At 71.4% G+C, this 23,526-nt stretch carries 20 protein-coding genes; 7 read left to right on the top strand and 13 right to left on the bottom strand.

Translation table 11 applies throughout. The features are described 5' to 3' along the window. Position 1 precedes the first annotated feature (1 nt). A complete protein-coding gene (locus ABZO29_RS33245) occupies positions 2-337 on the top strand; it encodes a YbaY family lipoprotein (RefSeq protein WP_367323880.1) in 336 nt (111 codons plus the stop codon). Between the two features lie 229 nt (positions 338-566). Here ABZO29_RS33245 and ABZO29_RS33240 read toward each other — a convergent pair whose 3' ends face one another. From ABZO29_RS33240 to ABZO29_RS33230, 3 genes are all read right to left on the bottom strand, one after another. Then, positions 567-2,030, bottom strand: a complete 1,464-nt coding sequence (locus ABZO29_RS33240) for a glutamate synthase subunit beta (RefSeq protein ID WP_367323879.1) — start codon at positions 2,028-2,030, stop codon at positions 567-569. Then, positions 2,023-6,627 carry a glutamate synthase large subunit gene (gltB, locus tag ABZO29_RS33235; protein ID WP_367326314.1) on the bottom strand — a complete coding sequence of 1,535 codons (4,605 nt, stop codon included), beginning with the start codon at positions 6,625-6,627 and terminating at the stop codon, positions 2,023-2,025. The genes ABZO29_RS33240 and gltB overlap by 8 nt, the downstream gene beginning before the upstream one ends. A 366-nt stretch (positions 6,628-6,993) precedes the next feature. Beyond that, positions 6,994-7,725 carry a VIT1/CCC1 transporter family protein gene (locus ABZO29_RS33230; protein ID WP_367323878.1) on the bottom strand — a complete coding sequence of 244 codons (732 nt, stop codon included), beginning with the start codon at positions 7,723-7,725 and terminating at the stop codon, positions 6,994-6,996. Positions 7,726-7,998: 273 nt separating this feature from the next. Here ABZO29_RS33230 and ABZO29_RS33225 point away from each other — a divergent pair, with 273 nt between their 5' ends. From ABZO29_RS33225 to ABZO29_RS33200, 6 genes are read left to right on the top strand one after another with little or no spacing between them, the layout of a single operon-like run. Continuing rightward, a complete protein-coding gene (locus tag ABZO29_RS33225; RefSeq protein WP_367323877.1) occupies positions 7,999-9,141 on the top strand; it encodes an ADP-ribosylglycohydrolase family protein in 1,143 nt (380 codons plus the stop codon). Further along, positions 9,024-10,256 carry an ADP-ribosylglycohydrolase family protein gene (locus ABZO29_RS33220; RefSeq protein WP_367326313.1) on the top strand — a complete coding sequence of 411 codons (1,233 nt, stop codon included), beginning with the start codon at positions 9,024-9,026 and terminating at the stop codon, positions 10,254-10,256. The genes ABZO29_RS33225 and ABZO29_RS33220 overlap by 118 nt, the downstream gene beginning before the upstream one ends. 8 nt (positions 10,257-10,264) lie before the next feature. Beyond that, entirely contained in the window at positions 10,265-11,431 is a 1,167-nt protein-coding gene (locus ABZO29_RS33215; RefSeq protein WP_367323876.1) for an ADP-ribosylglycohydrolase family protein, read from the top strand. Next, positions 11,419-12,927 carry an ADP-ribosylglycohydrolase family protein gene (locus tag ABZO29_RS33210; protein ID WP_367323875.1) on the top strand — a complete coding sequence of 503 codons (1,509 nt, stop codon included), beginning with the start codon at positions 11,419-11,421 and terminating at the stop codon, positions 12,925-12,927. The genes ABZO29_RS33215 and ABZO29_RS33210 overlap by 13 nt, the downstream gene beginning before the upstream one ends. Next, positions 12,924-14,123, top strand: coding sequence for a CaiB/BaiF CoA transferase family protein (locus ABZO29_RS33205; protein WP_367323874.1), 1,200 nt, complete (start codon positions 12,924-12,926; stop codon positions 14,121-14,123). Before ABZO29_RS33210 ends, ABZO29_RS33205 begins: the two co-directional genes overlap by 4 nt. Further along, positions 14,120-14,950 (top strand): CoA ester lyase, encoded by an 831-nt coding sequence (locus ABZO29_RS33200; protein ID WP_367323873.1) that lies wholly within the window; start codon positions 14,120-14,122, stop codon positions 14,948-14,950. Before ABZO29_RS33205 ends, ABZO29_RS33200 begins: the two co-directional genes overlap by 4 nt. Before the next feature lie 82 nt (positions 14,951-15,032). Here the strand turns inward: ABZO29_RS33200 and lgt are convergent, their stop codons facing one another. The 10 genes from lgt to ABZO29_RS33150 all read right to left on the bottom strand — a co-directional run bounded on the left by lgt (position 15,033) and on the right by ABZO29_RS33150 (position 23,523). Next, positions 15,033-16,043 carry a prolipoprotein diacylglyceryl transferase gene (gene lgt, locus ABZO29_RS33195; RefSeq protein ID WP_367323872.1) on the bottom strand — a complete coding sequence of 337 codons (1,011 nt, stop codon included), beginning with the start codon at positions 16,041-16,043 and terminating at the stop codon, positions 15,033-15,035. 84 nt (positions 16,044-16,127) lie between these two features. Further along, the gene (locus tag ABZO29_RS33190) at positions 16,128-16,907 is read right to left on the bottom strand and encodes a DsbA family protein (RefSeq protein ID WP_367323871.1); all 780 of its coding nucleotides are present in this window, start codon (positions 16,905-16,907) and stop codon (positions 16,128-16,130) included. 74 nt (positions 16,908-16,981) lie between these two features. Beyond that, on the bottom strand, positions 16,982-17,800 hold the full coding sequence (trpA, locus tag ABZO29_RS33185; protein WP_367323870.1) for a tryptophan synthase subunit alpha: 819 nt from the start codon (positions 17,798-17,800) through the stop codon (positions 16,982-16,984). Beyond that, a complete protein-coding gene (gene trpB, locus ABZO29_RS33180; RefSeq protein WP_367323869.1) occupies positions 17,797-19,080 on the bottom strand; it encodes a tryptophan synthase subunit beta in 1,284 nt (427 codons plus the stop codon). Before trpB ends, trpA begins: the two co-directional genes overlap by 4 nt. Before the next feature lie 134 nt (positions 19,081-19,214). After that, a complete protein-coding gene (locus ABZO29_RS33175) occupies positions 19,215-19,388 on the bottom strand; it encodes a hypothetical protein (RefSeq protein WP_367323868.1) in 174 nt (57 codons plus the stop codon). Between the two features lie 21 nt (positions 19,389-19,409). Next, complete coding sequence (gene trpC, locus ABZO29_RS33170; protein WP_367323867.1) at positions 19,410-20,219, bottom strand: indole-3-glycerol phosphate synthase TrpC; 810 nt, start codon at positions 20,217-20,219, stop codon at positions 19,410-19,412. 140 nt (positions 20,220-20,359) lie between these two features. Next, positions 20,360-20,803 (bottom strand): DUF2752 domain-containing protein, encoded by a 444-nt coding sequence (locus ABZO29_RS33165; protein ID WP_367323866.1) that lies wholly within the window; start codon positions 20,801-20,803, stop codon positions 20,360-20,362. 79 nt (positions 20,804-20,882) lie between these two features. Further along, on the bottom strand, positions 20,883-21,146 hold the full coding sequence (locus ABZO29_RS33160; protein WP_367323865.1) for an HGxxPAAW family protein: 264 nt from the start codon (positions 21,144-21,146) through the stop codon (positions 20,883-20,885). A 186-nt stretch (positions 21,147-21,332) separates the two neighbouring features. After that, positions 21,333-21,983: a TIGR02234 family membrane protein gene (locus tag ABZO29_RS33155; RefSeq protein WP_367323864.1), complete on the bottom strand. Its 651-nt coding sequence runs from the start codon at positions 21,981-21,983 to the stop codon at positions 21,333-21,335. A 52-nt stretch (positions 21,984-22,035) separates the two neighbouring features. After that, complete coding sequence (locus tag ABZO29_RS33150) at positions 22,036-23,523, bottom strand: anthranilate synthase component I (RefSeq protein WP_367323863.1); 1,488 nt, start codon at positions 23,521-23,523, stop codon at positions 22,036-22,038. Positions 23,524-23,526 lie beyond the last annotated feature (3 nt).

Below are 23,526 nucleotides of genomic sequence, written 5' to 3'. Positions count from 1 at the left end.
CATGACGACAGTTTCTGGACGGGTACTGCTCACTCCCGACCTGGGCGCCTTCTCGAAGGCCGTCCTCCGGGTGCGGGTCCTCGACGTGACACTCGCGGACGCGCCGTCACAGGAGCTCGCGGCAACGGTCCAGGACATCTCGTACGACGGGAAGGGCACGCTCGCCGTGCCCTTCCACCTGTCGGCCGACTGGACGCCGGGCCGGCGGGTCGTGGTGGACGCCCATCTCGACCGGTCGGGCAGCGGAGTCGTGGAGAGCGGGGACGCCCTGACCGTGCAGTCGCTGCCGGTGCCGGAGGAACCGGCTCCGGTGACCGTGCGGCTGCGCGCCGTCTGAGGCGGCGGCCGTCTTGGCCAGCGGCCGTCTTGTCCGGCGGTCGTCTTGAGCAGCCGCCGTCTTGACCGGCGGCCGTCTTGAGCAGCCGCCGTCTTGACCGGCGGCCGTCCTGGACAGCGGTCGTCCTGGAAAAGGCGGCGGCGCCTGCCCATTCGTCCGGTCGGGGACAAGGGGCAGGCGCCGTCTGTGTTCCGTACGCCGTTGTACGGGACGTATGGGGGTCCGTCCGTCAGACCATCAGTGCGCGGTCCGTCGGGCGGATCGGGGCCGGCAGGTCGCTCGCGCCCGTGAGGAAGCGGTCGCAACCACGGGCGGCCGAGCGGCCCTCCGCGATGGCCCAGACGATGAGGGACTGGCCGCGGCCGGCGTCACCGGCGACGAACACGCCGGGCACGTTGGTCTGGAAGTCGGCGTCGCGGGCGATGTTGCCACGCTCGTCGAGGTCCAGGCCGAACTGCTCGACCAGGCCGTTCTCACGGTCGGTGCCGGTGAAGCCCATGGCGAGGGTGACCAGCTGGGCGGGGATCTTGCGCTCCGTGCCCGGCTTCTGGGTCAGCTTGCCGTCGACGAACTCGACCTCGGCCATGTGCAGCCACTGGACGTTGCCGTCCTCGTCGCCCTCGAAGTGGGTGGTGGAGACGGAGTAGACCCGCTCACCGCCCTCCTCGTGCGCGGAGGTGACCTTGTAGAGCATCGGGAAGGTCGGCCACGGCTGGGCGAGCGCGTTCCGCTCGTCGTTCGGGCGGGGCATGATCTCCAGCTGCGTGACGGAGGCCGCGCCCTGGCGGTGGGCGGTGCCCACGCAGTCGGCGCCGGTGTCGCCACCCCCGATGACCACGACGTGCTTGCCCTCGGCCGAGATCGGAGCGGTGACGTAGTCGCCCTCCTGGACCTTGTTGGCCAGCGGCAGGTACTCCATCGCCTGGTAGACGCCCTTGAGCTCACGGCCGGGGACCGGGAGGTCACGGGCGGTCGTCGCGCCGGCGGCGATGACGATCGCGTCGTACCGCTTCTTCAGGTCGGTCGCCTTGAGGTCGCGGCCGATCTCGATGCCGGTACGGAAGCGGGTGCCCTCCGCGCGCATCTGCTCGATACGGCGGTTGATGTGCCGCTTCTCCATCTTGAACTCGGGGATGCCGTACCGGAGAAGGCCTCCGATGCGGTCCGCGCGCTCGTAGACGGCGACGGTGTGGCCCGCCCGCGTGAGCTGCTGGGCGGCGGCCAGGCCCGCCGGGCCCGAGCCGATGACCGCGACGGTCTTGCCGGACAGGCGCTCCGGGGCCTGCGGGGCGACGGTGCCCGCGTCCCACGCCTTGTCGATGATGGAGACCTCGACGTTCTTGATGGTGACGGCCGGCTGGTTGATGCCGAGCACGCACGCCGACTCACAGGGAGCGGGGCACAGGCGGCCCGTGAACTCCGGGAAGTTGTTCGTGGCGTGCAGGCGCTCGCTCGCCGCCGACCAGTCCTCGCGGTAGGCGTAGTCGTTCCACTCGGGGATCAGGTTCCCCAGCGGACAGCCGTTGTGGCAGAACGGGATGCCGCAGTCCATGCACCGGCTGGCCTGCTTGCTGATGATCGGCAGCAGCGAGCCGGGGACGTAGACCTCGTTCCAGTCCTTGACGCGCTCCTGGACGGGGCGGGACTTGGCGACCTCACGGCCGTGGTTCAGGAAGCCCTTCGGGTCAGCCATTGATCGCCGCCTCCATCATCTTCTCGGTGATCTCGGACTCGGAGAGTCCCGCTCGCTCGGCGGCGTCCTTGGCGGCGAGCACTGCCTTGTACGTGCTGGGGATGATCTTGCTGAAGCGGTCGACCGCCGTGTCCCACTCGGCCAGGAGCTTCTCGGCCACCGTCGAGCCGGTCTCCTCCTGGTGACGGCGCACCACGTCGTGCAGCCACTGCTTGTCCGTGTCGTCCAGCGCCTCGATCGAGTCGAGGTTGCCGACGTTGACGTCGTCGCGGTCGAGGTCGACGACGTACGCGATGCCACCGGACATGCCGGCCGCGAAGTTGCGGCCCGTCTCGCCGAGGACCACCGCGTGACCACCGGTCATGTACTCGCAGCCGTGGTCGCCCACGCCCTCGGAGACGACCAGCGCACCGGAGTTGCGGACGCAGAACCGCTCGCCCGTGCGGCCGCGCAGGTACAGCTCACCGCCGGTCGCGCCGTACGCGATGGTGTTGCCCGCGATCGTCGAGTACTCGGCGAGGTGGTCGGCGCCCCGGTCGGGACGGACGACCACCCGGCCGCCGGAGAGGCCCTTGCCGACGTAGTCGTTGGCGTCGCCCTCGAGGCGCAGCGTGACACCGCGCGGCAGGAAGGCGCCGAAGGACTGGCCGGCCGAGCCCGTGAAGGTGATGTCGATGGTGTCGTCGGGCAGGCCCGCGCCGCCGAACTTCTTCGTCACCTCGTGGCCGAGCATGGTGCCGACCGTGCGGTTGATGTTGCGGATCGCGACCTGGGCGCGCACCGGCTGGGCGTCGGTGGCGCTGGACGCGGCCAAAGCGTCGGCGGCGAGCTTGATGAGCTCGTTGTCGAGCGCCTTCTCCAGGCCGTGGTCCTGGGCGACGACCTGGTGGCGGACGGCGCCCTCGGGCAGCGTCGGCACGTGGAACAGCGGCTCCAGGTCCAGGCCCTGCGCCTTCCAGTGGTCGACGGCACGGGTGACGTCGAGCGCCTCGGCGTGGCCGACGGCCTCCTCGATGGAGCGGAAGCCCAGCTCGGCGAGGATCTCGCGGACCTCTTCGGCGATGAACTGGAAGAAGTTCACGACGTACTCGGCCTTGCCGGCGAACCGCTCGCGCAGCGTCGGGTTCTGGGTGGCGATGCCGACCGGGCAGGTGTCCAGGTGGCAGACGCGCATCATGACGCAGCCGGAGACGACGAGCGGCGCGGTCGCGAAACCGAACTCCTCGGCGCCGAGCAGAGCGGCGATGACGACGTCACGGCCGGTCTTCAGCTGGCCGTCGGTCTGCACGACGATGCGGTCGCGCAACCCGTTGAGCAGCAGCGTCTGCTGGGTCTCGGCGAGGCCGAGCTCCCAGGGGCCGCCCGCGTGCTTCAGCGAGGTCAGCGGGGAGGCGCCCGTACCACCGTCGTGGCCGGAGATGAGCACCACGTCCGCGTGCGCCTTGGACACACCCGCCGCGACCGTGCCGACGCCGACCTCGGAGACCAGCTTGACGTGAATCCGCGCCTGCGGGTTCGCGTTCTTCAGGTCGTGGATCAGCTGGGCCAGGTCCTCGATGGAGTAGATGTCGTGGTGCGGCGGCGGGGAGATCAGGCCGACGCCCGGGGTCGAGTGCCGGGTCTTGGCGACCCACGGGTAGACCTTGTGGCCGGGCAGCTGGCCGCCCTCGCCGGGCTTGGCGCCCTGGGCCATCTTGATCTGGATGTCGTCCGCGTTGACCAGGTACTCGGAGGTCACACCGAAGCGGCCGGAGGCGACCTGCTTGATGGACGACCGGCGCGCCGGGTCGTACAGGCGCTCCGGGTCCTCGCCGCCCTCACCGGTGTTGGACTTGCCGCCCAGCTGGTTCATGGCGATGGCGAGGGTCTCGTGCGCCTCCTTGGAGATGGAGCCGTACGACATGGCGCCCGTGGAGAAGCGCTTGACGATCTCGGAGACCGGCTCGACCTCGTCGATGGGGATCGACGGACGGTCCGACTTGAAACCGAACAGGCCACGGAGCGTCATCAGGCGCTCGGACTGCTCGTTCACGCGGTCCGTGTACTTCTTGAAGATGTCGTAGCGGTTGGCACGCGTCGAGTGCTGAAGGCGGAAGACCGTCTCCGGGTCGAACAGGTGCGGCTCGCCCTCGCGGCGCCACTGGTACTCGCCGCCGATCTCCAGCGCACGGTGCGCGGGAGCGATGCCGGAGGCGGGGTAGGCCTTGGCGTGGCGGGCGGCGACCTCCTTGGCGACGACGTCGATGCCGACGCCGCCGATCTTGGTGGCGGTGCCGTAGAAGTACTTCTCGACGAAGGCTTCGTCGAGGCCGACGGCCTCGAAGACCTGGGCGCCGCGGTAGGAGGCGACGGTCGAGATGCCCATCTTGGACATGACCTTCAGGACACCCTTGCCGAGCGCCTTGATCAGGTTCTTGATGGCCTGCTCGGGCTCGAGGCCGCTGATGAAGGTGCCCGCGCGCAGCAGGTCCTCGACGGACTCCATCGCCAGGTAGGGGTTGACGGCGGCGGCGCCGTAGCCGATGAGCAGGGCGACGTGGTGGACCTCGCGGACGTCACCGGCCTCGACGAGCAGGCCCACCTCGGTGCGCTGCTTTGTGCGGATGAGGTGATGGTGGACGGCCGCGGTGAGCAGCAGCGACGGGATCGGCGCGTGCTCGGCGTCCGAGTGCCGGTCCGACAGGACGATCAGCCGGGCGCCGTTGTCGATGGCGGCGTCGGCCTCGGCGCAGATCTCCTCGATGCGCGCGGCGAGGGCGTCACCGCCGCCGTGCACCCGGTACAGGCCGGACAGGGTCGCGGCCTTGAAGCCGGGCATGTCGCCGTCGGCGTTGATGTGGATGAGCTTGGCCAGCTCGTCGTTGTCGATGACCGGGAAAGGCAGGGTGACGCTGCGGCAGGAGGCGGCCGTCGGCTCGAGGATGTTGCCCTCGGGGCCGAGGGACGAGCGCAGGGAGGTGACCAGTTCCTCGCGGATCGCGTCCAGCGGAGGGTTGGTGACCTGCGCGAACAGCTGGGTGAAGTAGTCGAAGAGCAGACGGGGGCGCGAGGACAGCGCGGCGATCGGCGAGTCGGTGCCCATCGAACCGATCGGCTCCGCACCGGCCTTGGCCATCGGCGCGAGGATGACGCGCAGCTCCTCCTCGGTGTAACCGAAGGTCTGCTGGCGGCGGGTGACCGAGGCGTGCGTGTGCACGATGTGCTCGCGCTCGGGCAGGTCGCCCAGCTCGATCTCGCCGGCCTCGAGCCACTCGGCGTACGGCTGCTCGGCGGCGAGCTGCGCCTTGATCTCGTCGTCCTCGATGATGCGGTGCTCGGCGGTGTCGACGAGGAACATCCTGCCGGGCTGCAGACGGCCCTTGCGGACGACCTTGGACGGGTCGATGTCGAGGACGCCGACCTCGGAGCCGAGGACGACGAGGCCGTCGTCGGTGACCCAGTAGCGGCCGGGGCGCAGACCGTTGCGGTCGAGGACCGCGCCGACCTGGGTGCCGTCGGTGAAGGTGACGCAGGCCGGGCCGTCCCAGGGCTCCATCATCGTGGCGTGGTACTGGTAGAAGGCGCGCCGGGCCGGGTCCATGGAGTCGTGGTTCTCCCACGCCTCCGGGATCATCATCAGCACGGAGTGCGGGAGCGAGCGGCCACCGAGGTGGAGCAGCTCGAGCACCTCGTCGAAGGATGCCGAGTCGGAGGCGTCCGGTGTGCACACCGGGAAGACGCGGTCCAGCTTCTCCTGCGGGCCGAACAGGTCGGAGACCAGCTGCGACTCGCGGGCCTGCATCCAGTTGCGGTTGCCCTTGACGGTGTTGATCTCACCGTTGTGCGCGACGAAGCGGTACGGGTGGGCGAGCGGCCAGCTCGGGAAGGTGTTCGTCGAGAAGCGGGAGTGGACGAGGGCGACGGCCGACGCGAAGCGGCGGTCGGACAGGTCCGGGAAGAAGGGCTCGAGCTGGCCCGTGGTCAGCATGCCCTTGTAGACGATGGTGCGGGCCGAGAGGGACGGGAAGTAGACACCCGCCTCCCGCTCGGCGCGCTTGCGCAGCACGAAGGCCTTGCGGTCGAGGGCGATACCCGTGGCAGGCGCTGCGGCGTTGTCGGTGACGAAGACCTGACGGAAGACCGGCATCGTCGAGCGGGCGGTGGCACCCAGCAGCTCGGGGGCGATGGGGACTTCGCGCCAGCCGAGGACCGTGAGGCCCTCGTCGGCGGCGATCGTCTCGATCTGCGAGACGGCCTCGGCGGCGGAGTCCTCCGGCAGGAAGGCGATACCGACGGCGTAAGCACCGGCCGCGGGGAGCTCGAATCCGGCCACGTCGCGGAAGAAGGCGTCGGGCACCTGGGAGAGGATGCCGGCGCCGTCGCCCGAGTCGGGCTCGGAGCCGGTGGCACCGCGGTGTTCGAGATTGCGCAGAACGGTCAGCGCCTGCTCGACCAGCGTGTGGCTCGCCTCGCCGGTGAGGGTGGCCACGAAGCCGACGCCACAGGCGTCGTGCTCGTTGCGGGGGTCGTACATACCCTGCGCAGCAGGGCGAGCATCCATGAACGACCAGTTCTGGCCATTCGCAGAGTGCTGGGACGGCTGGCGCGGCGTACGCATCGGCTCTCCCGTCGTCGTCATGTGGCATATGCAGGTGCCGAGGGACGACGCTGGCCCTCTGCGTGTGTGCAAAATTTCGTGCAGGTTACATGATGGAGCGGTTCTCGGGAACCGGGATATTCCGTTCCAACATGCGGACGCCACGGTCGCGGCGGGGTACCGCGCCGGGCGACAGAAGTATGTGAGGACCGATGCGGACAGATCGGTGTCCATCGATCCATGGGCGGGGAGAGCGTCATCGCTCACCCCGCGGGTGTGCGGCAGGCGTCATTGCCCACAGCGCTTACGGCTCATGCCCCGTGGTTAAGCATTCGAAACCAGCAAGTAACGGCTACTTATGCGGCCCAACGCATAAGTTCAGCCGCCCTATCCTACGGCGGTTCCGAACAGACTGCCCAGGACGTACGTCACACCGGCCGCCGTACCACCGAGAGAGAGCTGCCGCAGACCACTGAACCACCAGGTCCGCGCCGTCACCCTGGCCACGACGGCACCGCAGGCGAAGAGCCCGATCAGCGCGAGCAGCAGGGCAGGCCACAGTGCGGTCGCCCCCAGCAGGTACGGCAGTACGGGGAGCAGGGCGCCCAGCGCGAACGAGCCGAACGAGGACACGGCGGCGACCAGCGGGGACGGCAGATCACCGGGGTCGATGCCCAGCTCCTCGCGGGCGTGTATCTCCAGCGCCTGCTCGGGGTCCCGGGAGAGCTGCCCCGCCACCTGCCGCGCCAGCTCGGGCTCGACACCGCGGGCCACATAGAGCGCGGCGAGCTCGGCCTCCTCGTCCTTGGGGTGCTTTCTCAGCTCCCGCCGCTCCACGTCCAGTTCGGCCTCGACGAGCTCGCGCTGCGAGGCGACGGAGGTGTACTCGCCGGCGGCCATGGAGAAGGCCCCGGCGGCGAGCCCCGCGAGCCCGGTCAGCACGATGGCCCGGTGACTCACGGACCCGCCCGCGACGCCGGTCATGAGGGCGAGGTTGGAGACCAGGCCGTCCATCGCGCCGAAGACGGCGGGGCGCAGCCAGCCGCCGTTCACATCCCGGTGCGTGTGGTTGTCGCGGTGCGCCTCGTGCAGCGTCGCTTCGGTCTCGATGATGGCCATAAGGGTCCCCCTGGGAAGCCAAGGCAAAGCTTAGTTTGGACAAGTTCTACTTTTCGACAACGCTGAACCTACGCCTTGAATTCCGTTCCCGCCACCAAGGAAAGGCTGGGCTAACCTGCGGTTATACCGTTTGGCGCTCATCCGTGTAGGAGCTCGCACATATGTCGACCGGGTGACGCTGAGGCCGGTCGGGCTCTGGCGAACCCCCTCCTGTGGGACACATTTCCCAAGGGCTCCGCGCCCGGTCAGAAGCCCCCGGAGGAGAGGCCACGTATGGCATCGATCGCCTGCATTCCCTCGGTCCCGGCGCCCGAGGACGCCGCCGGACTCCGCGAACGGGCCCGCGGGGCACTCCTCGGTCTGGCGGTCGGCGACGCCCTCGGGGCACCGGCCGAGAACATGAAACCCTCGGAGATCCGCGCGCGGTGGGGCCGCATCACCGGTTACGTCGCCGAGAAGCCGGCCGGCACCGACGACACCGAGTACGCGACCTTCTCCGGCCTCCTGCTGGCCAGGCACGGCTCCGCCCTCACCCCGGCACATGTCGAGGCGGCCTGGCACGAGTTGATCGCGGACCGGGACGAGGGCCGCTTCCGCGGAGCGGGCTTCAGCGAGCGCGGCACGCTGGAGAACCTGCGCCGCGGACTGGCCGCCCCCATCTCCGCCCAGCACCGCCACGCCTGGAGCGACGGCCTGGCCATGCGGGCGGCCCCCTTCGGGGTCTTCGCGGCGGGGCGCCCGGCGGAGGCGGCCCGGCTGGTGGCGATCGACGGTTCGGTCAGCCACGAGGGCGAGGGGATCTACGGCGGCCAGGCGGTGGCGGCGGGCGTGGCGGCGGCGATGGCGGGGGCCGGGTCGATCGCGGTGGTCGCCTCCGCCCTGGCCGTCGTCCCGGAGGACTCCTGGACGGCCCGCTCCCTGCGCAGGGCGGTGGCGGTGGCCCACCGTGGCGAACGGGCGGTCCGCTCGGCGGTGGTGATCGGCGGCTACCCGTGGACGGACCTGGCCCCCGAGGCGGTGGCCCTGGCCTTCGGCGCGTACGCGGCAGCGGACGGCGACTTCCGCGACGCCGTCCTGACCGCGGTGAACATGGGCCGCGACGCCGACACCACGGCCGCGGTGGCTGGTGCCCTGGCGGGCGCGACCCGGGGGATCTCGGCGATCCCCGCGGAGTGGGCGGCTCAGATCGGCCCCGCCCGCGGCAGCTGCCTGCCGTCGATGGCGGGGTACCACGTGCTGGACATCGCGGACCTCCTCGTACGGTCCGGCACCAGGGAACCGGCCCCCGACCGGGTCGCCTGCACACCGGGGCCCCTCCGGCGGATCGTGTCCGAGGCCCGGGGCCCGGCACGCACTCCCCCGGACGAGGCACCCGTGTTGTCGCCGGCCGCCGACGCGGACGAGATGCAGCCGTGAGCGCGCGCCGCATCGAGGGCCTGCTCCTCGGTCTCGCCGCGGGCGACGCCGCCGGCTGGCCCGCCGCCCGGCACCGGGCCGCCCGGATGCCCGAGTGGACCCGCCGCCTCACCCGCGAACTGGACACGTTCGCCGAGCAGAACGCGACGACGACGCTCCCCGTCCCGATCGCCCTGAACCAGCCCCCGGAACCCCTCCGTCTCGGCCCCTCCGACGACGCCGAGTGGGCGGTGTTCGCGGCGGAGGCCGTGCTGCGGGCCGGGGACGACAGCGTGCTCGGCGACCTGAGCCGGGAACGCCGCACCCGCGCCGCCATCGACCTGACCTGGAACGCGGCCGCGAGCGAGGTCGCGGCCGCGGCCGAGCGCGCCCCCGAGGTCGAGTCGGCGGTCCTTCCCCTGCGCGCCCGCATCTCCGTCCGGGCCGGCCTCGGCAACCTCGTCACCGGCCTGCGCCCGCCCGCCACCGGCCACGACAACCCGCACTACTTCGACGACGCGGCCTGCGTACGGGCCTGCGTGCTCGCCGTGGCGCATCCGGGCGACGCCCGACTCGCCGCCGAACTGGCCGAGTTCGACGCCCGCTACACCCAGGACGGCGACGGGGTGCACGGCGCCCGGGCGATGGCGGCGGCCCTCGCGCTGGCCCTGGCCGGCGCGGAGGTGACGGCCTGTGTGGCGGCGGCGCTCGCCGAACTCCCCGAGGAGACGGAGATCGGCCGCAACGCGCGCGACGCGCTGAAGCTGGCCCACGACGCCGAGAGCGCGTTCGCCGCGATCCCTCTGCTGGAGCACCACATCGTCGACCACGTCTACAGCTACGGCATCGCGGCGGCGGAGACGGTCCCGGTGGCCCTGGCGCTGGCCACGGCAGCGCGCGGCCGCATCGCGGAAGCGGTGCCGGCGGCGGCCTGCCTCTCCCGGGTCGCCGACTCGGCGCCGGCCCTGGCGGGCGCCCTGACCGGCGCGCTGGGCGGCGGCGACTCCATCCCGGCGTCCTGGCGCGCCACCTGCCGCACCCTCTCCGGCTGCGTCCTCCCCCGCCTCACCGGCACCGACCTGGTGGAACTCGCCGAACTCCTGGAAGCCGCACAACCGGCCCCGCCAGGAGGATGATTCGGGGCATGACGCCCAAAGAGTCAGAAAGCAGCCTGGAGGACCGGATCACCGGAGCCCTGGTGGGGGCGGCGGTGGGCGACGCCCTCGGCGGTCCCGTCGAGGGCTACTCCCCCGACCAGATCCTCGAGCGCCACGGGGGCCGCGTGCACGGCGTGGTCGGTCCCTGGAACGGCGACGCCTGGCGCACCGCCCGCCCCATCGCCCCGTACCACAAGGGCGACGGCCACGTCACCGACGACACCTTGATGACCCACGCGCTGGTACGGGTGTACGCCACGGTCCGCGACCACCTGGACGCCTACGCCGTCGCAGACCAACTGGTCCCCGACCTGATGACGACACCGCGCTGGATCCCTGAACTGGAGGCGGAGGCCCTCCCGCTCCAGCGGATCTTCCTGGCGGAGAAATGGCTGGTGACGAGGATTCACTACGGCCACGCGGACCCCCGCGAGGCAGGGGTGGGCAACATCGTCAACTGCGGGGCGGCGATGTATATGGCTCCGGTCGGCCTGGTCAACGCGGCCAACCCGCCGGCCGCGTACGCCGAGGCACTGGACATCGCGGGAGCCCATCAGTCGTCGTACGGCCGTGAGGCGGCGGGCGTCTTCGCGGCGGCCGTGGCGGCGGCGACCGCGCCCGGCGCGACCCCGGACTCGGTGGTGGCTGCGTGCCTGGACCTGGCGAAGGACGGCACCCGAACGGCGATCGAGAAGGTCTGCGAAACGGCACGCCGGTACACGGACTTCGAGTCGGCACTGGGCCCGCTGCGGGAGGCGGTCGCGCCCTACGACTCGGTGGGCCCGGACTACCGCTCTCCCTCCCTGGCCGCCCGCCGTCCCTCCCGCCTGCACGCCGTCGAGGAACTTCCCGTCGCGCTGGGCATGCTGGTGGTGGCGTCCGGCGACTACCGGCAAGCGGTCCTCGGAGCGGTCAACTACGGCCGCGACTGCGACTCCATCGCGACGATGGCAGGGGCGATCGCGGGAGCCCTCGGCGCCCCCGTCCCGGAGGACTGGGCGAAGACGGTCGCGGAGTCCAGCCGCCTGGACCTGTGGCAGCCGCCCCGCACGCTCACCGAGGTCACGAGGGAGATCTTCGAAAGGGACGTCCTGCGCCGCCGGACCCACGAGCAGGCGTTCACCCGGCTCGGAGGCCCGAAATGCTCCGACTGACCTGGGTCCAGCCGGAGGACCTCCTCGGCCACGAACTCCGCCAGGCACGGCAGGACGGCCGAGAGCCCGCGGCGATCGCCGCGAGATGGAGAGCGGCGGGGGGCTCGCAGGCTCCGGAACGGGCGGGGGCATCGGGTGAACAGGCATCGCGCTATCTACGACTGCTCGCGGAAGACCTACTGGACGAACTGGCGGACCTGCCGAGCAGCTTGAAGGACGACGAACCGACGGACCTGGAGAAGATCAGGTCCCTGTGCCCGAACTGGCCGAAGTCCGCGCAGCCATGCCGTCAGCCTGCGGGCAGTCGTGGCGCTGGGGCGATGGGGGTCCCCCCGCTCGAGCGAAGCCAAGAGTGGGGGAGGGTGGGCGCTGGGGGTCCCCCCTCTGGGGGAGGCACCCCGCAAGCGCGGGTGAGCGTCCCCACCTCAACGGCACCCCCCACCCCGGCCCAACTGGAAGCAGCCTGGCTGGGCCGAGCAGTCGGCTGCCTCCTGGGCAAACCAGTCGAGAAGCTCCCCCTCCAAGGCATCCGCCAACTCGCCGAATCCACCGGCAACTGGCCCCTCAACACCTGGTTCACAGCCAGAGGAGTCCCCCAAGACCTCCTCGCCGCACACCCCTGGAACCGCCGCTCAGCCACAACCTCCCTCGCCGAGAACATCGACGGCATGCCCGAGGACGACGACCTCAACTACCCCCTCCTCAACCTCCTCCTGCTCCAACGCCACGGCAGAACCTTCACCACCACGGACGTGGCAAGGCTCTGGCTCGACGAACTCCCCGCCGGCCGGGTCTTCACCGCCGAACGCATCGCCTACCGCAACCTCCTCTCCGGCATCGAACCCCCGCACACCGCCCGCCACCGCAACCCTTTCCGCGAATGGATCGGCGCCCTGATCCGCGCCGACGTCCACGGCTGGACCAACCCCGGCAACCCGGCCGCCGCCGCGGAACAGGCCCACCGCGACGCCACGCTCACGCACACCGCCAACGGCGTCTACGCGGCGATGTTCACCGCGGCCGCCATCGCCACCGCGGCCACCGGCACGTATGACGTCCACACGTGCCTCCGCACGGGCCTCACCGTCGTCCCGCCCGGATCCCGCCTGGCCAGGGCCGTCCGTCACGCGATCGAACTGGCAAGGGCGCACGACGACTTCGACGACGTCGTCGACGAACTCCACGCCCTCCACGCCGACACCCACCACTGGGTCCACGCCGTTCCCAACACCGCCCTGATCGCCGCCGCTCTCACCCACGCCGACGGCGACTTCACCGGCTCCATCTGCCGTGCCGTGTCGGGCGGCTGGGACACCGACTCCAACGGCGCCACGGCCGGCAGCATCGCCGCCCTCCTGGCCGGTACTCCCACCGCGCTGCCCGACCGCTGGACGACCCCCCTCAAGAACCGACTGGCCACGTCCGTCGGCGACTTCGACGGCATCGCCTTCGACGCCCTGGCCCACCTCACCCATGTGGAGGCTTCCCGCCCATGACCGACATCGCCGACCCCCCGCTGAGCAGCCTGCGCGTCCTGGACCTCGCCACCCTCTTCGCCGGCCCCCTCGCCGCCACCATGCTCGGTGACTTCGGCGCCGAGGTCATCAAGATCGAGCACCCCGCGAAACCCGACCCGTCGCGGGGTCACGGCCCGTCGAAGGACGGCATCGGCCTGTGGTGGAAGCTCCTGGCCCGCAACAAGCGCACGATGACGCTGGATCTGTCGAAGCCCGGCGGCCGCACCACCCTCCTGCGCCTCGCCGCCACGGCCGACGTGATCATCGAGAACTTCCGCCCGGGAACCCTGGAGAAGTGGGACCTGGGCTGGGAGGAACTGTCCGCCGCCAACCCCCGCCTGATCCTCACCCGGGTCACCGGCTTCGGCCAGTTCGGCCCGTACGCGCACCGCCCCGGCTTCGGCACCCTCGCCGAGGCGATGAGCGGCTTCGCCGCGATCACCGGCGAACCTGACGCGCCCCCGACGCTCCCGCCGTTCGGCCTGGCCGACTCCATCGCGGGCCTGGCGACGGCGTACGCGGTGATGACGGCGCTGGCGGCCCGCGAGCGCACGGGCGAGGGCCAGGTCGTCGACATGGCGATCATCGAGCCGATCCTGACGGTCCTCGGCCCGCAGCCGACCTGGTACGACCAGTTGGGATACGTGCAGGAACGCACCGGCAACCGATCCGCCAACAACGCCCCGCGCAACGCCTACCGCACGGCGGACGGCTCCTGGGTCGCCGTCTCGACGTCAGCCCAGTCGGTGGCGGAGCGCCTGATGCGGCTGGTCGGCCGCCCGGAGCTGATCGACGAGCCGTGGTTCGCCACGGGTGCCGACCGCGCCCGCCACGCCGACGTCCTCGACGAAGCGGTCGGCACCTGGATCGCCCGGCACACCCGCGCCGACGTGCTCGCGGCCTTCGAGAAGGCCGAGGCCGCGGTGGCGCCGATCCAGGACGTACGGGACGTGCTGAGGGACCCGCAGTACGGGGCCCTCGACACGGTCACCACCGTCGACGACCCCGAACTGGGCCCCCTCCGCATGCAGAACGTCCTCTTCCGCCTCTCCTCCACCCCCGGCGCGATCCGCTGGGCGGGCCGCCCCCACGGCGCGGACACGGCGGAGATCCTCACCGAACTGGGCCTGACCGCCGCGGAACTGGCCGTCCTGCGCAGCGAGGGCGCCCTGTGACGCCGGCACCCCTCACCTGGCTCTACGCCCCGGGCGACCGCCCGCACATCGTCGCGAAGGCCCTGCTCTCCGGTGCCGACGTGGTCGTGATCGACCTCGAGGACGCGGTCGCCCCGGACCGCAAGGACTACGCCCGTGCGGCCACGGCCGAGTTGCTCTCCGAGGCCCAGCCGGTAGCGGTCCACGTCCGGGTGAACGCCGTGGACGGCCCGCTGGCCGCCGCCGACCTCGAGGTGGTGGCGGCCCTGCCCGGGGTCTCGGGGGTAAGACTCCCGAAGGTGACCTCGGCTCGGCAGGTCGTCGGCATCGCCGAGGGGACACGTTCCGCCGAGGGCGGCGTGCCTGCCCTCTACGCCCTTCTGGAAACCGCGCTGGGTGTCGAGCACGCGTACGCCATCGCCGCCGCGCACCCCTCCCTCCGGGGTATCGCCCTCGGTGAGGCGGATCTACGGGCCGACCTGGGCGTACGCGCCGACGCCGGCCTCGACTGGTCCCGCTCCCGCGTCATCGTGGCGGCGAGGGCTGCCGGCCTGGCGCCGCCGCCCCAGTCGGTCCATCCCGACACCAGGGACCTGGACGCCCTCGCTGCGTCCTGCGCTCGCGGCCGGGCGCTGGGCTTCCTGGGGCGGGCCGCGATCCACCCCCGCCAGCTCCCGGTCATCGAACGGGCCTACCTCCCCACCGCCGAGGAGATCGAAGAGGCGGAACTCGTCGTCAAGACCGCGGCGGCGGAACAGGGCGCCCAGACCCTGCCGGACGGCGGCTTCGTCGACGCGGCGGTGGTGGCGGCGGCGCAACGCACACTGGCACTGGCCCGCAGGGGCTGAGCGCACGACGAGGGCGCCCGGCCCTGTTCGATGCGGCTGCCGCCGCGTGGCCCGGACGCCCTCGCCCTCGTACGACCAGTTGTCAGCTCTTCTTGCCCGCCGACTCGGCCTCGTCCTTCACACGGTCCTTCAGGTCGTCGTCCTCGTCGTTCTCTTCGTCCTTGAGGCCGTCCTTCACGTCGTCCTCCACGACGGAGTCGGCCTCGCTCTTCTCCTCGGCCTCGGCGTCCGCCTCCTTGGCGTCCTCCGACCCGGCTTCGCCGGCACCGTCGGTCCCGGCCGCGGGTTCGACCACCGCTTCCCGGCCCGGCCGCTTCCTGGCCGACACCACGATGTACGTCACCGCCAGCAGGAAGACCACCAGCGCGGTCCAGTCGTTCAGACGGAGACCCAGGAAGTGGTGGGCGTCGTCGACGCGCATGTACTCGATCCACGCGCGGCCCACGCAGTACGCGGCGACGTACAGGGCGAACGCCCGCCCGTGGCCCAGCTTGAAGCGGCGGTCGGCCCAGATCACGAGGAGCGCGACGCCGATGCACCACAGGGACTCGTACAGGAACGTCGGGTGGTAGTTGCCCGGGACGCGGCCGTCCGCCGAGGACGTGATGTGCAGGGCCCAGGGAAGGTCGGTCTCCTTGCCGTACAGCTCCTGGTTGAACCAGTTGCCCCAGCGGCCGATCGCCTGCGCGAAGGCGATGCCGGGCGCGACGGCGTCGGCGTACGCGGGCATCGGGATGCCCCGGCGCCGGCAGCCGATCCACGCCCCCAGCGCACCGAGGGCGATCGCGCCCCAGATGCCGAGGCCGCCCTCCCAGATCTTGAAGGCGTCCACCCAGTCGCGGCCCTCGCTGAAGTACAGCTCGTAGTCCGTGATGACGTGGTAGAGCCGGCCGCCGATCAGACCGAAGGGCACGGCCCAGACGGCGATGTCGGCCACCGTGCCGGCCCGCCCGCCTCGGGCGATCCAGCGCTTGTTGCCGAGCCAGACCGCGACGAAGACGCCGATGATGATGCAGAACGCGTACCCACGCAGCGGAATGGGGCCGAGGTACAGCACCCCGCGCGACGGGCTGGGAATGTAGGCAAGTTCCATGGCAGGGTCGACGCTACCGTGCCGGACCGGGCACACGGCAGGCAGCCCGGCTACGGGTCCATAACGGGCCGGTGTGAATCCGCCTTACTCCTTGCCGGCCTCCTCCACCATCTGCTTCAGCTTCGCCGGCGTCATCGTCCGGTCCTGGTAGATGTTCTTGCCGTTCAGCAGGACGGTCGGCGTGGCGTTGAGACCCGCCTTCTGGAAGGCCTCGTTCGACTTCACCACCCAACTGTTGTGCGTGCCGTCCTCGACGCAGGTGCGGAAGGCGGCCGTGTCGAGGCCGTCGACTTTGGCCGCGAGCTCGAGGAGCTCGCTGTTCTTGGCGAATGCGTCGTCCGCCTCCGGCGGCTGGTTCTCGTACAGCACGTCGTGGTACGCGGTGAACTTTCCGGTGTCCTGCGCGCAGGCCGCGGCGTTGGCGGCGTTCCGGGAGCCGGTGCCGCCCGCGATGCCGTCGATGAGGGTGGCCAGGCGGTACTCCACCTTCAGTTTTCCTGAGTCCGTCAGCTCGTGGATCGTCGAGCGGTAGCCGTCCTCGAAGGCCTGGCAGGCCGGGCAGCGGAAGTCCTCCCACACCGTGAGCGTGGACTTGGCGCCCTCCTTGCCCGCCGGGATCACCAGGGCGTCCTTGCCCTGCGCCCCCGAAGGCGCCGTGACCGGGCCCGAGCTGTCGCTGCTGCTGTCGTCCTTGCCGGTGTTCGCGGCGATCACGCCGATCACCGCGGCGAGGCCCAGGACGCAGACGATGCTGGCGCCGACGATCAGAGTCCGCCGCCGCTTCTCCGCGGCCCTCTGCTTCTCGCGCTCGACCGCCAGCCGCTCCCGTGCCGTGCGCTTACCCTCACGATTCTTCTCGCTCACACCCCGAGAACGAACCGGGGAGGCGCTGCGCGCCTCCCCGGTCCCAGGTCCACTCGTTCGAGTGACCGAATTTTCTACACCTGCCCGCGCACGCCCTTCGCCAGTTCCCCGGCGAGCGCGCGGACGGCCTCGATGCCGGCCGCGTGGTCCGCAGCGTCCAGCATCCGCTTGACGAAGGCCGAGCCGACGATCACACCGTCGGCGAAGCCGGCGACCTCGGCGGCCTGCTCGGTGTTGGAGACGCCGAGGCCGACGCAGACCGGCAGGTCGGTGCCGGTGCCGCGGGTGCGCTCCACCAGGTCCTGAGCCTGCGCGCCCACCGACTCACGGGTGCCGGTGACACCCATGAGCGAGGCGGCGTAGACGAAGCCGCTGCCTGCCGCGGTGATCTGCGCGAGTCGCTCGTTCCTGCTGCTGGGCGCCACGACGAAGACCGTCGCGAGGCCGTGCTTCTCGGCGTGCTCCCTCCACAGCGCCGACTCCTGCACCGGAAGGTCCGGCAGGATGGCCCCGGCACCGCCCGCCTCCGCGAGCTCGGCGGTGAAGCGCTCGACGCCGTAGCGGTCGATCGGGTTCCAGTACGTCATGACGAGCACCGGCTTCCCGGTCGCCTCGTACGTCTCCCGGACCGTCCGCATGACGTCGGCGATCTTGACGCCGCCGCGCAGGGCGATGTCGTCGGCGGTCTGGATGACCGGGCCGTCGAGGACGGGGTCGCTGTGCGGCAGGCCCACCTCCACGACGTCGGCGCCGCCGTCGAGGACCGCCTTGATCGCCTCGATGCCGCCGTCGACGTCCGGGAAGCCGGCGGGGAGGTAGGCGATGAGGGCGGAGCGTCCCTCCGCCTTGGCGGCGGCGAGGGTGTCCGACAGCAGCTGAATGTTCCCGCTCACTTGGCGTCCCCCTCGATCTCGGCGGTGTCGGCGGCGTTGGCCGCGACCTCGGCATCGGTGTCGTACAGACCGAAGTAGCGCGCGGCCGTGTCCATGTCCTTGTCGCCGCGGCCGGACAGGTTGACGACGATCAGTCCGTCCTTGCCCAGTTCCCTGCCGACCTCCAGGGCGCCGGCGAGCGCGTGGGCGCTCTCGATGGCCGGGATGATGCCCTCGGTCCGCGACAGCAGGCGCAGCGCCTGCATGGCGGCGTCGTCGGTGACCGCGCGGTACTCGGCGCGGCCGCTGTCCTTGAGGTAGGAGTGCTCGGGGCCGATGCCCGGGTAGTCCAGGCCCGCAGAGATGGAGTACGGCTCCGTGATCTGGCCCTCCTCGTCCTGGAGGACGTAGGAGCGGGAACCGTGCAGGATGCCGGGCTCGCCCGCGGTGAGGGTGGCCGCGTGCTCGCCGGTCTCCACGCCGTGTCCGGCCGGCTCACAGCCGATCAGGCGGACGGAGGTGTCCGGGATGAAGGCGTGGAAGAGGCCGATGGCGTTGGAGCCGCCGCCGACGCACGCGACGGCCGCGTCGGGCAGGCGCCCGGCGCGCTCCAGGAGCTGGCGGCGCGTCTCGACGCCGATGACGCGGTGGAAGTCGCGGACCATGGCGGGGAAGGGGTGCGGTCCGGCCACGGTCCCGAACAGGTAGTGGGTGTGGTCGACGTTGGCGACCCAGTCGCGGAAGGCCTCGTTGATCGCGTCCTTCAGCGTGCGGCTGCCGGACTTCACCGCGACGACCTCGGCGCCGAGCATGCGCATACGGGCCACGTTGAGGGCCTGGCGCTTGGTGTCGATCTCGCCCATGTAGATCGTGCACTCGAGGCCGAAGAGCGCACAGGCGGTGGCGGTGGCGACGCCGTGCTGCCCGGCGCCGGTCTCGGCGATGACGCGGGTCTTGCCCATGCGCTTGGTGAGCAGGGCCTGACCGAGCACGTTGTTGATCTTGTGGGAGCCGGTGTGGTTGAGATCCTCGCGCTTGAGGAACACGCGAGCGCCGCCGGCGTGCGCCGCGAAACGGGGCACTTCCGTGAGAGAGCTGGGGCGTCCGGTGTAGTTCACCAGCAGGTCGTCGAGCTCTCGGGCGAAGTCGGGGTCGTGCTTGGCCTTGTCGTACTCGACGGCCACCTCGTCCACGGCGGCTACGAGGGCCTCCGGGATGAACTTGCCGCCGAACGCGCCGAAGTAGCCCTCGGCGCTGGGGACTTGACCCTGCGGGTCGGGGATGAAGAAGTCGCTGGGCATGCGGAAACCTCACGGTGAGTATGTGTTGAGTGCACTGATCGCCGTGGGGCGTGGGGTTGTCAGTTGGCTGCGGATCGTTGTGGTTGATCGCGCCCGCGCGGCGGAGCCGCACATTCAGAAGCGCCCCGCGCCCCTTAGGTTGGCTGCTGCCATCGCATGCCGTTGACTTGCCCCGGCTCATCGCCGATGACGTACCGCACGCGCCGGCCGTGCACCCGGCGTGCGGGCGCGCGGCAGCCACGGGGCCGGCAGCCGCGCGCGAGGCGGGCGTAGCGGTCCGTGGTCGTCACGGTCGTCGGGAGAGTCATCGGGGCGAGCCTAGCGGGTGATCAGCCCCGGCCGTGCCGCAGTGCGGGGTGTTCGCCCGCCGCGACCAGGTCGGAGACCGCGGCCTTGGGATCCTTCCCCGTCACCAGGGACTCGCCCACCAGGACCGCGTCGGCGCCGGCGTTGGCGTACGCGATGAGGTCGTGCGGGCCGCGGACGCCGGACTCGGCGATCTTGACGATGCCGTCGGGGATCTCGGGGGCGACCCGCTCGAACGTCGAGCGGTCCACCTCCAGGGTCTTCAGGTTCCGCGCGTTGACGCCGATCACCTTCGCGCCCGCGTCCACCGCACGCTCGACCTCGTCCTCGTCGTGGACCTCGACGAGCGGGGTGAGACCGATGGACACCGCACGCTCGATCAGCGACTCCAGCGCCGGCTGGTCCAGCGCCGCCACGATCAGCAGCGCCAGATCGGCGCCGTACGCCCGCGCCTCCCACAGCTGGTACGCCGTGACGATGAAGTCCTTGCGCAGCACCGGGATGTCCACGCGCGCGCGGACCGCCTCCAGGTCGGCGAGCGAACCGCCGAAGCGGCGCTGCTCGGTGAGGACGGAGATGACGGCCGCGCCGCCCGCCTCGTAGTCCGCGGCCAGGCCCGCCGGGTCGGCGATCGCGGCCAGCGCGCCCTTGGACGGGCTGGAGCGCTTGACCTCGCAGATGACCTTGACGCCGTCTCCGCGTAGCGCGGCGACCCCGTCCTTGGCAGCGGGAGCCTTCGCCGCGCGCTCCTTGAGCTCGTCGAGGCTGACGCGTGCCTGCCGCTCCGCGAGGTCGGCACGGACGCCGTCGATGATCTCGTCGAGCACACTCACGCGAGCGGCCCCCTTCCGGACGGTTGGCGGTTCCAGTGACCAAGGACGAATTCGATGGTCCCTGCGATGGTATCCGGAGGACGGCGCAGGCCTCGCATCCGGTTGACGCCGGTCCCACTACCTGGACATTCGGCTGTTGATCAAGGATGCAGCCAGCCACCGAACGGCAGGTTCCGGACAACGGTGAAGACCAGCAGGAAGGCCCCCAGCGTCCACAGCTGCGCCGGGCCCGGTTGCATCCGCGTCGGACGCCCGCGCACGGCACCAACCACCCAGACGGTCCACACCACGGCGAAGCCCACATAGGCGATCACGGCCGCCGCGTTGTCGTGGAGCGCCGTGAGGAAGTCCCCGTGAACGAAGGCGTGGGCGCTGCGCAGGCCGCCGCAGCCGGGGCAGTAGATGCCGGTCAGGCGCAGGAGAGGGCAGACGGGGTAGTGGCCCGGCTGATTGGGGTCCACGGTCCCGACGTATGCGAAGGCCCCCACGACGGCCGCGAGCACTCCGGCGGGGACGGCCAGCCGCTTCAGCAGGGTCCCGTCGGCAGCGGGTACCGCTTGGCTGTCGGGGTTCACGCCTCGCATTCTGCCCCACGCGGGCCGCACGCACGCGTGAGGGGCGGCCGGTCGGTCACCGGCCGCCCCTCACGCAATCGTGGGGAGCTCAGCTCTCGGCACGCACCGGCTCGGGCGTCACCGCGGTCCGGGTGTGGGCCGGGCGCACCGCGTGGATGTCCTTCGGCTGGCCCAGGCCCATGCTCTTCATGATGAGGCCGACGACACCGCCGAGGACGATGATCACCATGCCGGCCCAGAAGCCCAGCGGCTCGGCCATCACCATGAACGCGCCCGCGACGCAGAAACCGATGAAGGCGATGGTGACACCGGTCCAGGCGGCCGGGGTGTGTCCGTGGCTGCTGCCCGCCATGTGTTGCTCCTCGTTGCTGTGTACGTGTCGTACGTGTCTGAGCCGGCGTGTCCGGGCCGGATACTCGTCGTCCATTGTCCCGTACGCGCGCGCGTCCCGGGAGCGGGGGTGGCTTCCGATCGCGTCTGATTCACCACATCGGGACCGATGGCCCGGGACGAAGGTCCCTGCTGTGCGGGGGCGTCGTCAGGCGGGATCCACGCCTGTGGGGTCCTCGCCCCGGTCGAGGGCCTTCCAGATGTCCTCGGGCCGGTCGGGGTCGACGGACGGGGCCGTGCGGCGCGGGCGGGGGGTGCCGCCGCGCTCGTAGCGGCCGGACATGGCGGGCCACCGGCGGCCGTAGCGCAGGGCCAGCAGGCCCGCCAGGAGGATCAGGAGGCCGCCGGCCGCCGCGACGTAGGGCCAGGCGGTGTGGGTGAAGGCGGCCACGGTGGAGGAGGTGTCGCCGGAGGCCTGGGCGGCCTTCTCGTCGAGCGCGGAGGTGTCGGAGACGCCCAGCAGGGCGGCGGCGACCGTGCCGGCGCCGGAGAGGGCGAGCAGCCCGGCGACCAGCAGGCGACCGGCCCTGCGGACGGCGAAGACGGCGACCAGCGCGGCGAGGCCCACTATGGCGAGCGCCGCGGGCACGCCGGTGACGTCGCTGCCCTTGGCGGTCAGGGGGAAGGAGCCGCCGGCCACCGTGGCGGTGCCCTCCGCCCAGCGTTGCCGGGTCGCCAGCAGCACCACGGCCGCGCCGAGTGCTCCGCACAGCAGGGCGAGGGCGAGACTCCGGCGGCCGGACCGGACGGGGGCGGCGGCTTCGGAACGAGGGCGAGGTGCAGCAGTCACGTACCCCACTATCGCCCGAACCCCGGATGAACCGTCACCCGGGGTTCACGTGACGCTCGCCCTACCTGCCGGTCTCGCTCAGCCGGTTGGCCGTGTGCACCGCCCGCAGTACCGCCGCCGCCTTGTTGCGGCACTCCTGGTCCTCGGCGACCGGGTCGGAGTCGGCGACGATGCCCGCGCCCGCCTGGACGTAGGCGGTGCCGTCGCGCAGCAGGGCCGTGCGGATGGCGATGGCGGTGTCGGAGTCGCCCGCGAAGTCGAGGTAGCCGACGCAGCCGCCGTACAACCCGCGCCGGGACGGCTCGAGTTCGTCGATGATCTGCATCGCGCGGGGCTTGGGCGCGCCGGAGAGGGTGCCGGCCGGGAAACAGGCCGTCAGGACGTCGAAGGCCGTACGGCCCTCGGCGATCCGCCCCGTCACCGTCGAAACGATGTGCATCACGTGCGAGTACCGCTCGATGGACATGAAGTCGACGACTTCGACCGAGCCCGGCTCGCAGACCCGCCCCAGGTCGTTGCGGCCGAGGTCGACCAGCATGAGGTGCTCGGCGCGCTCCTTGGGGTCGGCCAGCAGTTCGTCGGCCAGGGACTGGTCCTCCTGCGGGGTGGCGCCGCGGTGCCGGGTACCGGCGATGGGGTGGACCATGGCCTGCCCGTCCTCGACCTTGACGAGGGCCTCCGGGGACGAGCCGACGACGTCGAACCCGTCGAAGCGGAGCAGGTACATGTACGGCGACGGGTTGGTCGCGCGCAGCACCCTGTACACGTCCAGCGCGCTTGCCGTGCACGGAGTTTCGAAGCGCTGCGAGGGTACGACCTGGAAGGCCTCGCCCGCCCGGATGCGCTCCTTGATGTCCTCGACGGCCTCCTGGAAGTCGGGGCCGCCCCAGAGCGCCGTGTACTCGGGGAGTTCGGAGGGCGGAAGCACGGCGGGCGGCTGGGCGACCGCGCGCGAGAGGTCCGCCTCCATGGCGTCGAGACGGGCGACAGCGTCCGCGTACGCCTCGTCCACACCCGTGTCGAGATCGTTGTGGTTGATCGCGTTGGCGATCAGCAGGACCGAGCCCTCCCAGTGGTCCATGACAGCGAGGTCGCTGGTGAGGAGCATGGTCAGCTCGGGCAGCCCGAGGTCGTCGCGTTCGCCGGGGCCGATCTTCTCCAGGCGGCGCACGATGTCGTAGCCGAGGTAGCCGACCATGCCGCCGGTGAAGGGCGGCATGCCGTCCTCGTGGGGGGTGTGCAGGGCCTCGATGGTGGCGCGCAGGGCGGCGAGTGGGTCGCCGTCGACCGGGACGCCTACGGGCGGGGCGCCGAGCCAGTGGGCCTGGCCGTTCTTTTCCGTGAGGGTGGCGGCCGAGCGCACGCCCACGAAGGAGTAGCGGGACCAGGAGCGGCCGTTCTCCGCGGACTCCAGCAGGAACGTGCCGGGGCGCTCGGCGGCGAGCTTGCGGTAGAGCGCGACCGGGGTGTCGCCGTCGGCGAGGAGCTTGCGGGTGACCGGAATGACGCGACGGTCGGTGGCCAGCTTGCGGAACGTCTCGAGGTCCATGGC

It is taken from the genome of Streptomyces sp. HUAS ZL42, assembly GCF_040782645.1.
GTDB lineage: Bacteria > Actinomycetota > Actinomycetes > Streptomycetales > Streptomycetaceae > Streptomyces.
This window is presented reverse-complemented; position numbering and strand designations above follow the sequence as displayed.

Coding starts and splice junctions, on each gene's coding strand:
- trpB (WP_367323869.1), bottom strand. CDS start 19,080: ATGCCCAGCGACTTCTTCATCCCCGACCCGCAGGGTCAAGTCCCCAGC.
- ABZO29_RS33150 (WP_367323863.1), bottom strand. CDS start 23,523: ATGGACCTCGAGACGTTCCGCAAGCTGGCCACCGACCGTCGCGTCATT.
- ABZO29_RS33240 (WP_367323879.1), bottom strand. CDS start 2,030: ATGGCTGACCCGAAGGGCTTCCTGAACCACGGCCGTGAGGTCGCCAAG.
- ABZO29_RS33165 (WP_367323866.1), bottom strand. CDS start 20,803: ATGCGAGGCGTGAACCCCGACAGCCAAGCGGTACCCGCTGCCGACGGG.
- ABZO29_RS33245 (WP_367323880.1), top strand. CDS start 2: ATGACGACAGTTTCTGGACGGGTACTGCTCACTCCCGACCTGGGCGCC.
- ABZO29_RS33160 (WP_367323865.1), bottom strand. CDS start 21,146: ATGGCGGGCAGCAGCCACGGACACACCCCGGCCGCCTGGACCGGTGTC.
- ABZO29_RS33210 (WP_367323875.1), top strand. CDS start 11,419: ATGCTCCGACTGACCTGGGTCCAGCCGGAGGACCTCCTCGGCCACGAA.
- gltB (WP_367326314.1), bottom strand. CDS start 6,627: ATGCGTACGCCGCGCCAGCCGTCCCAGCACTCTGCGAATGGCCAGAAC.
- ABZO29_RS33175 (WP_367323868.1), bottom strand. CDS start 19,388: ATGACTCTCCCGACGACCGTGACGACCACGGACCGCTACGCCCGCCTC.
- ABZO29_RS33215 (WP_367323876.1), top strand. CDS start 10,265: ATGACGCCCAAAGAGTCAGAAAGCAGCCTGGAGGACCGGATCACCGGA.
- ABZO29_RS33225 (WP_367323877.1), top strand. CDS start 7,999: ATGGCATCGATCGCCTGCATTCCCTCGGTCCCGGCGCCCGAGGACGCC.
- ABZO29_RS33205 (WP_367323874.1), top strand. CDS start 12,924: ATGACCGACATCGCCGACCCCCCGCTGAGCAGCCTGCGCGTCCTGGAC.
- ABZO29_RS33230 (WP_367323878.1), bottom strand. CDS start 7,725: ATGGCCATCATCGAGACCGAAGCGACGCTGCACGAGGCGCACCGCGAC.
- lgt (WP_367323872.1), bottom strand. CDS start 16,043: ATGGAACTTGCCTACATTCCCAGCCCGTCGCGCGGGGTGCTGTACCTC.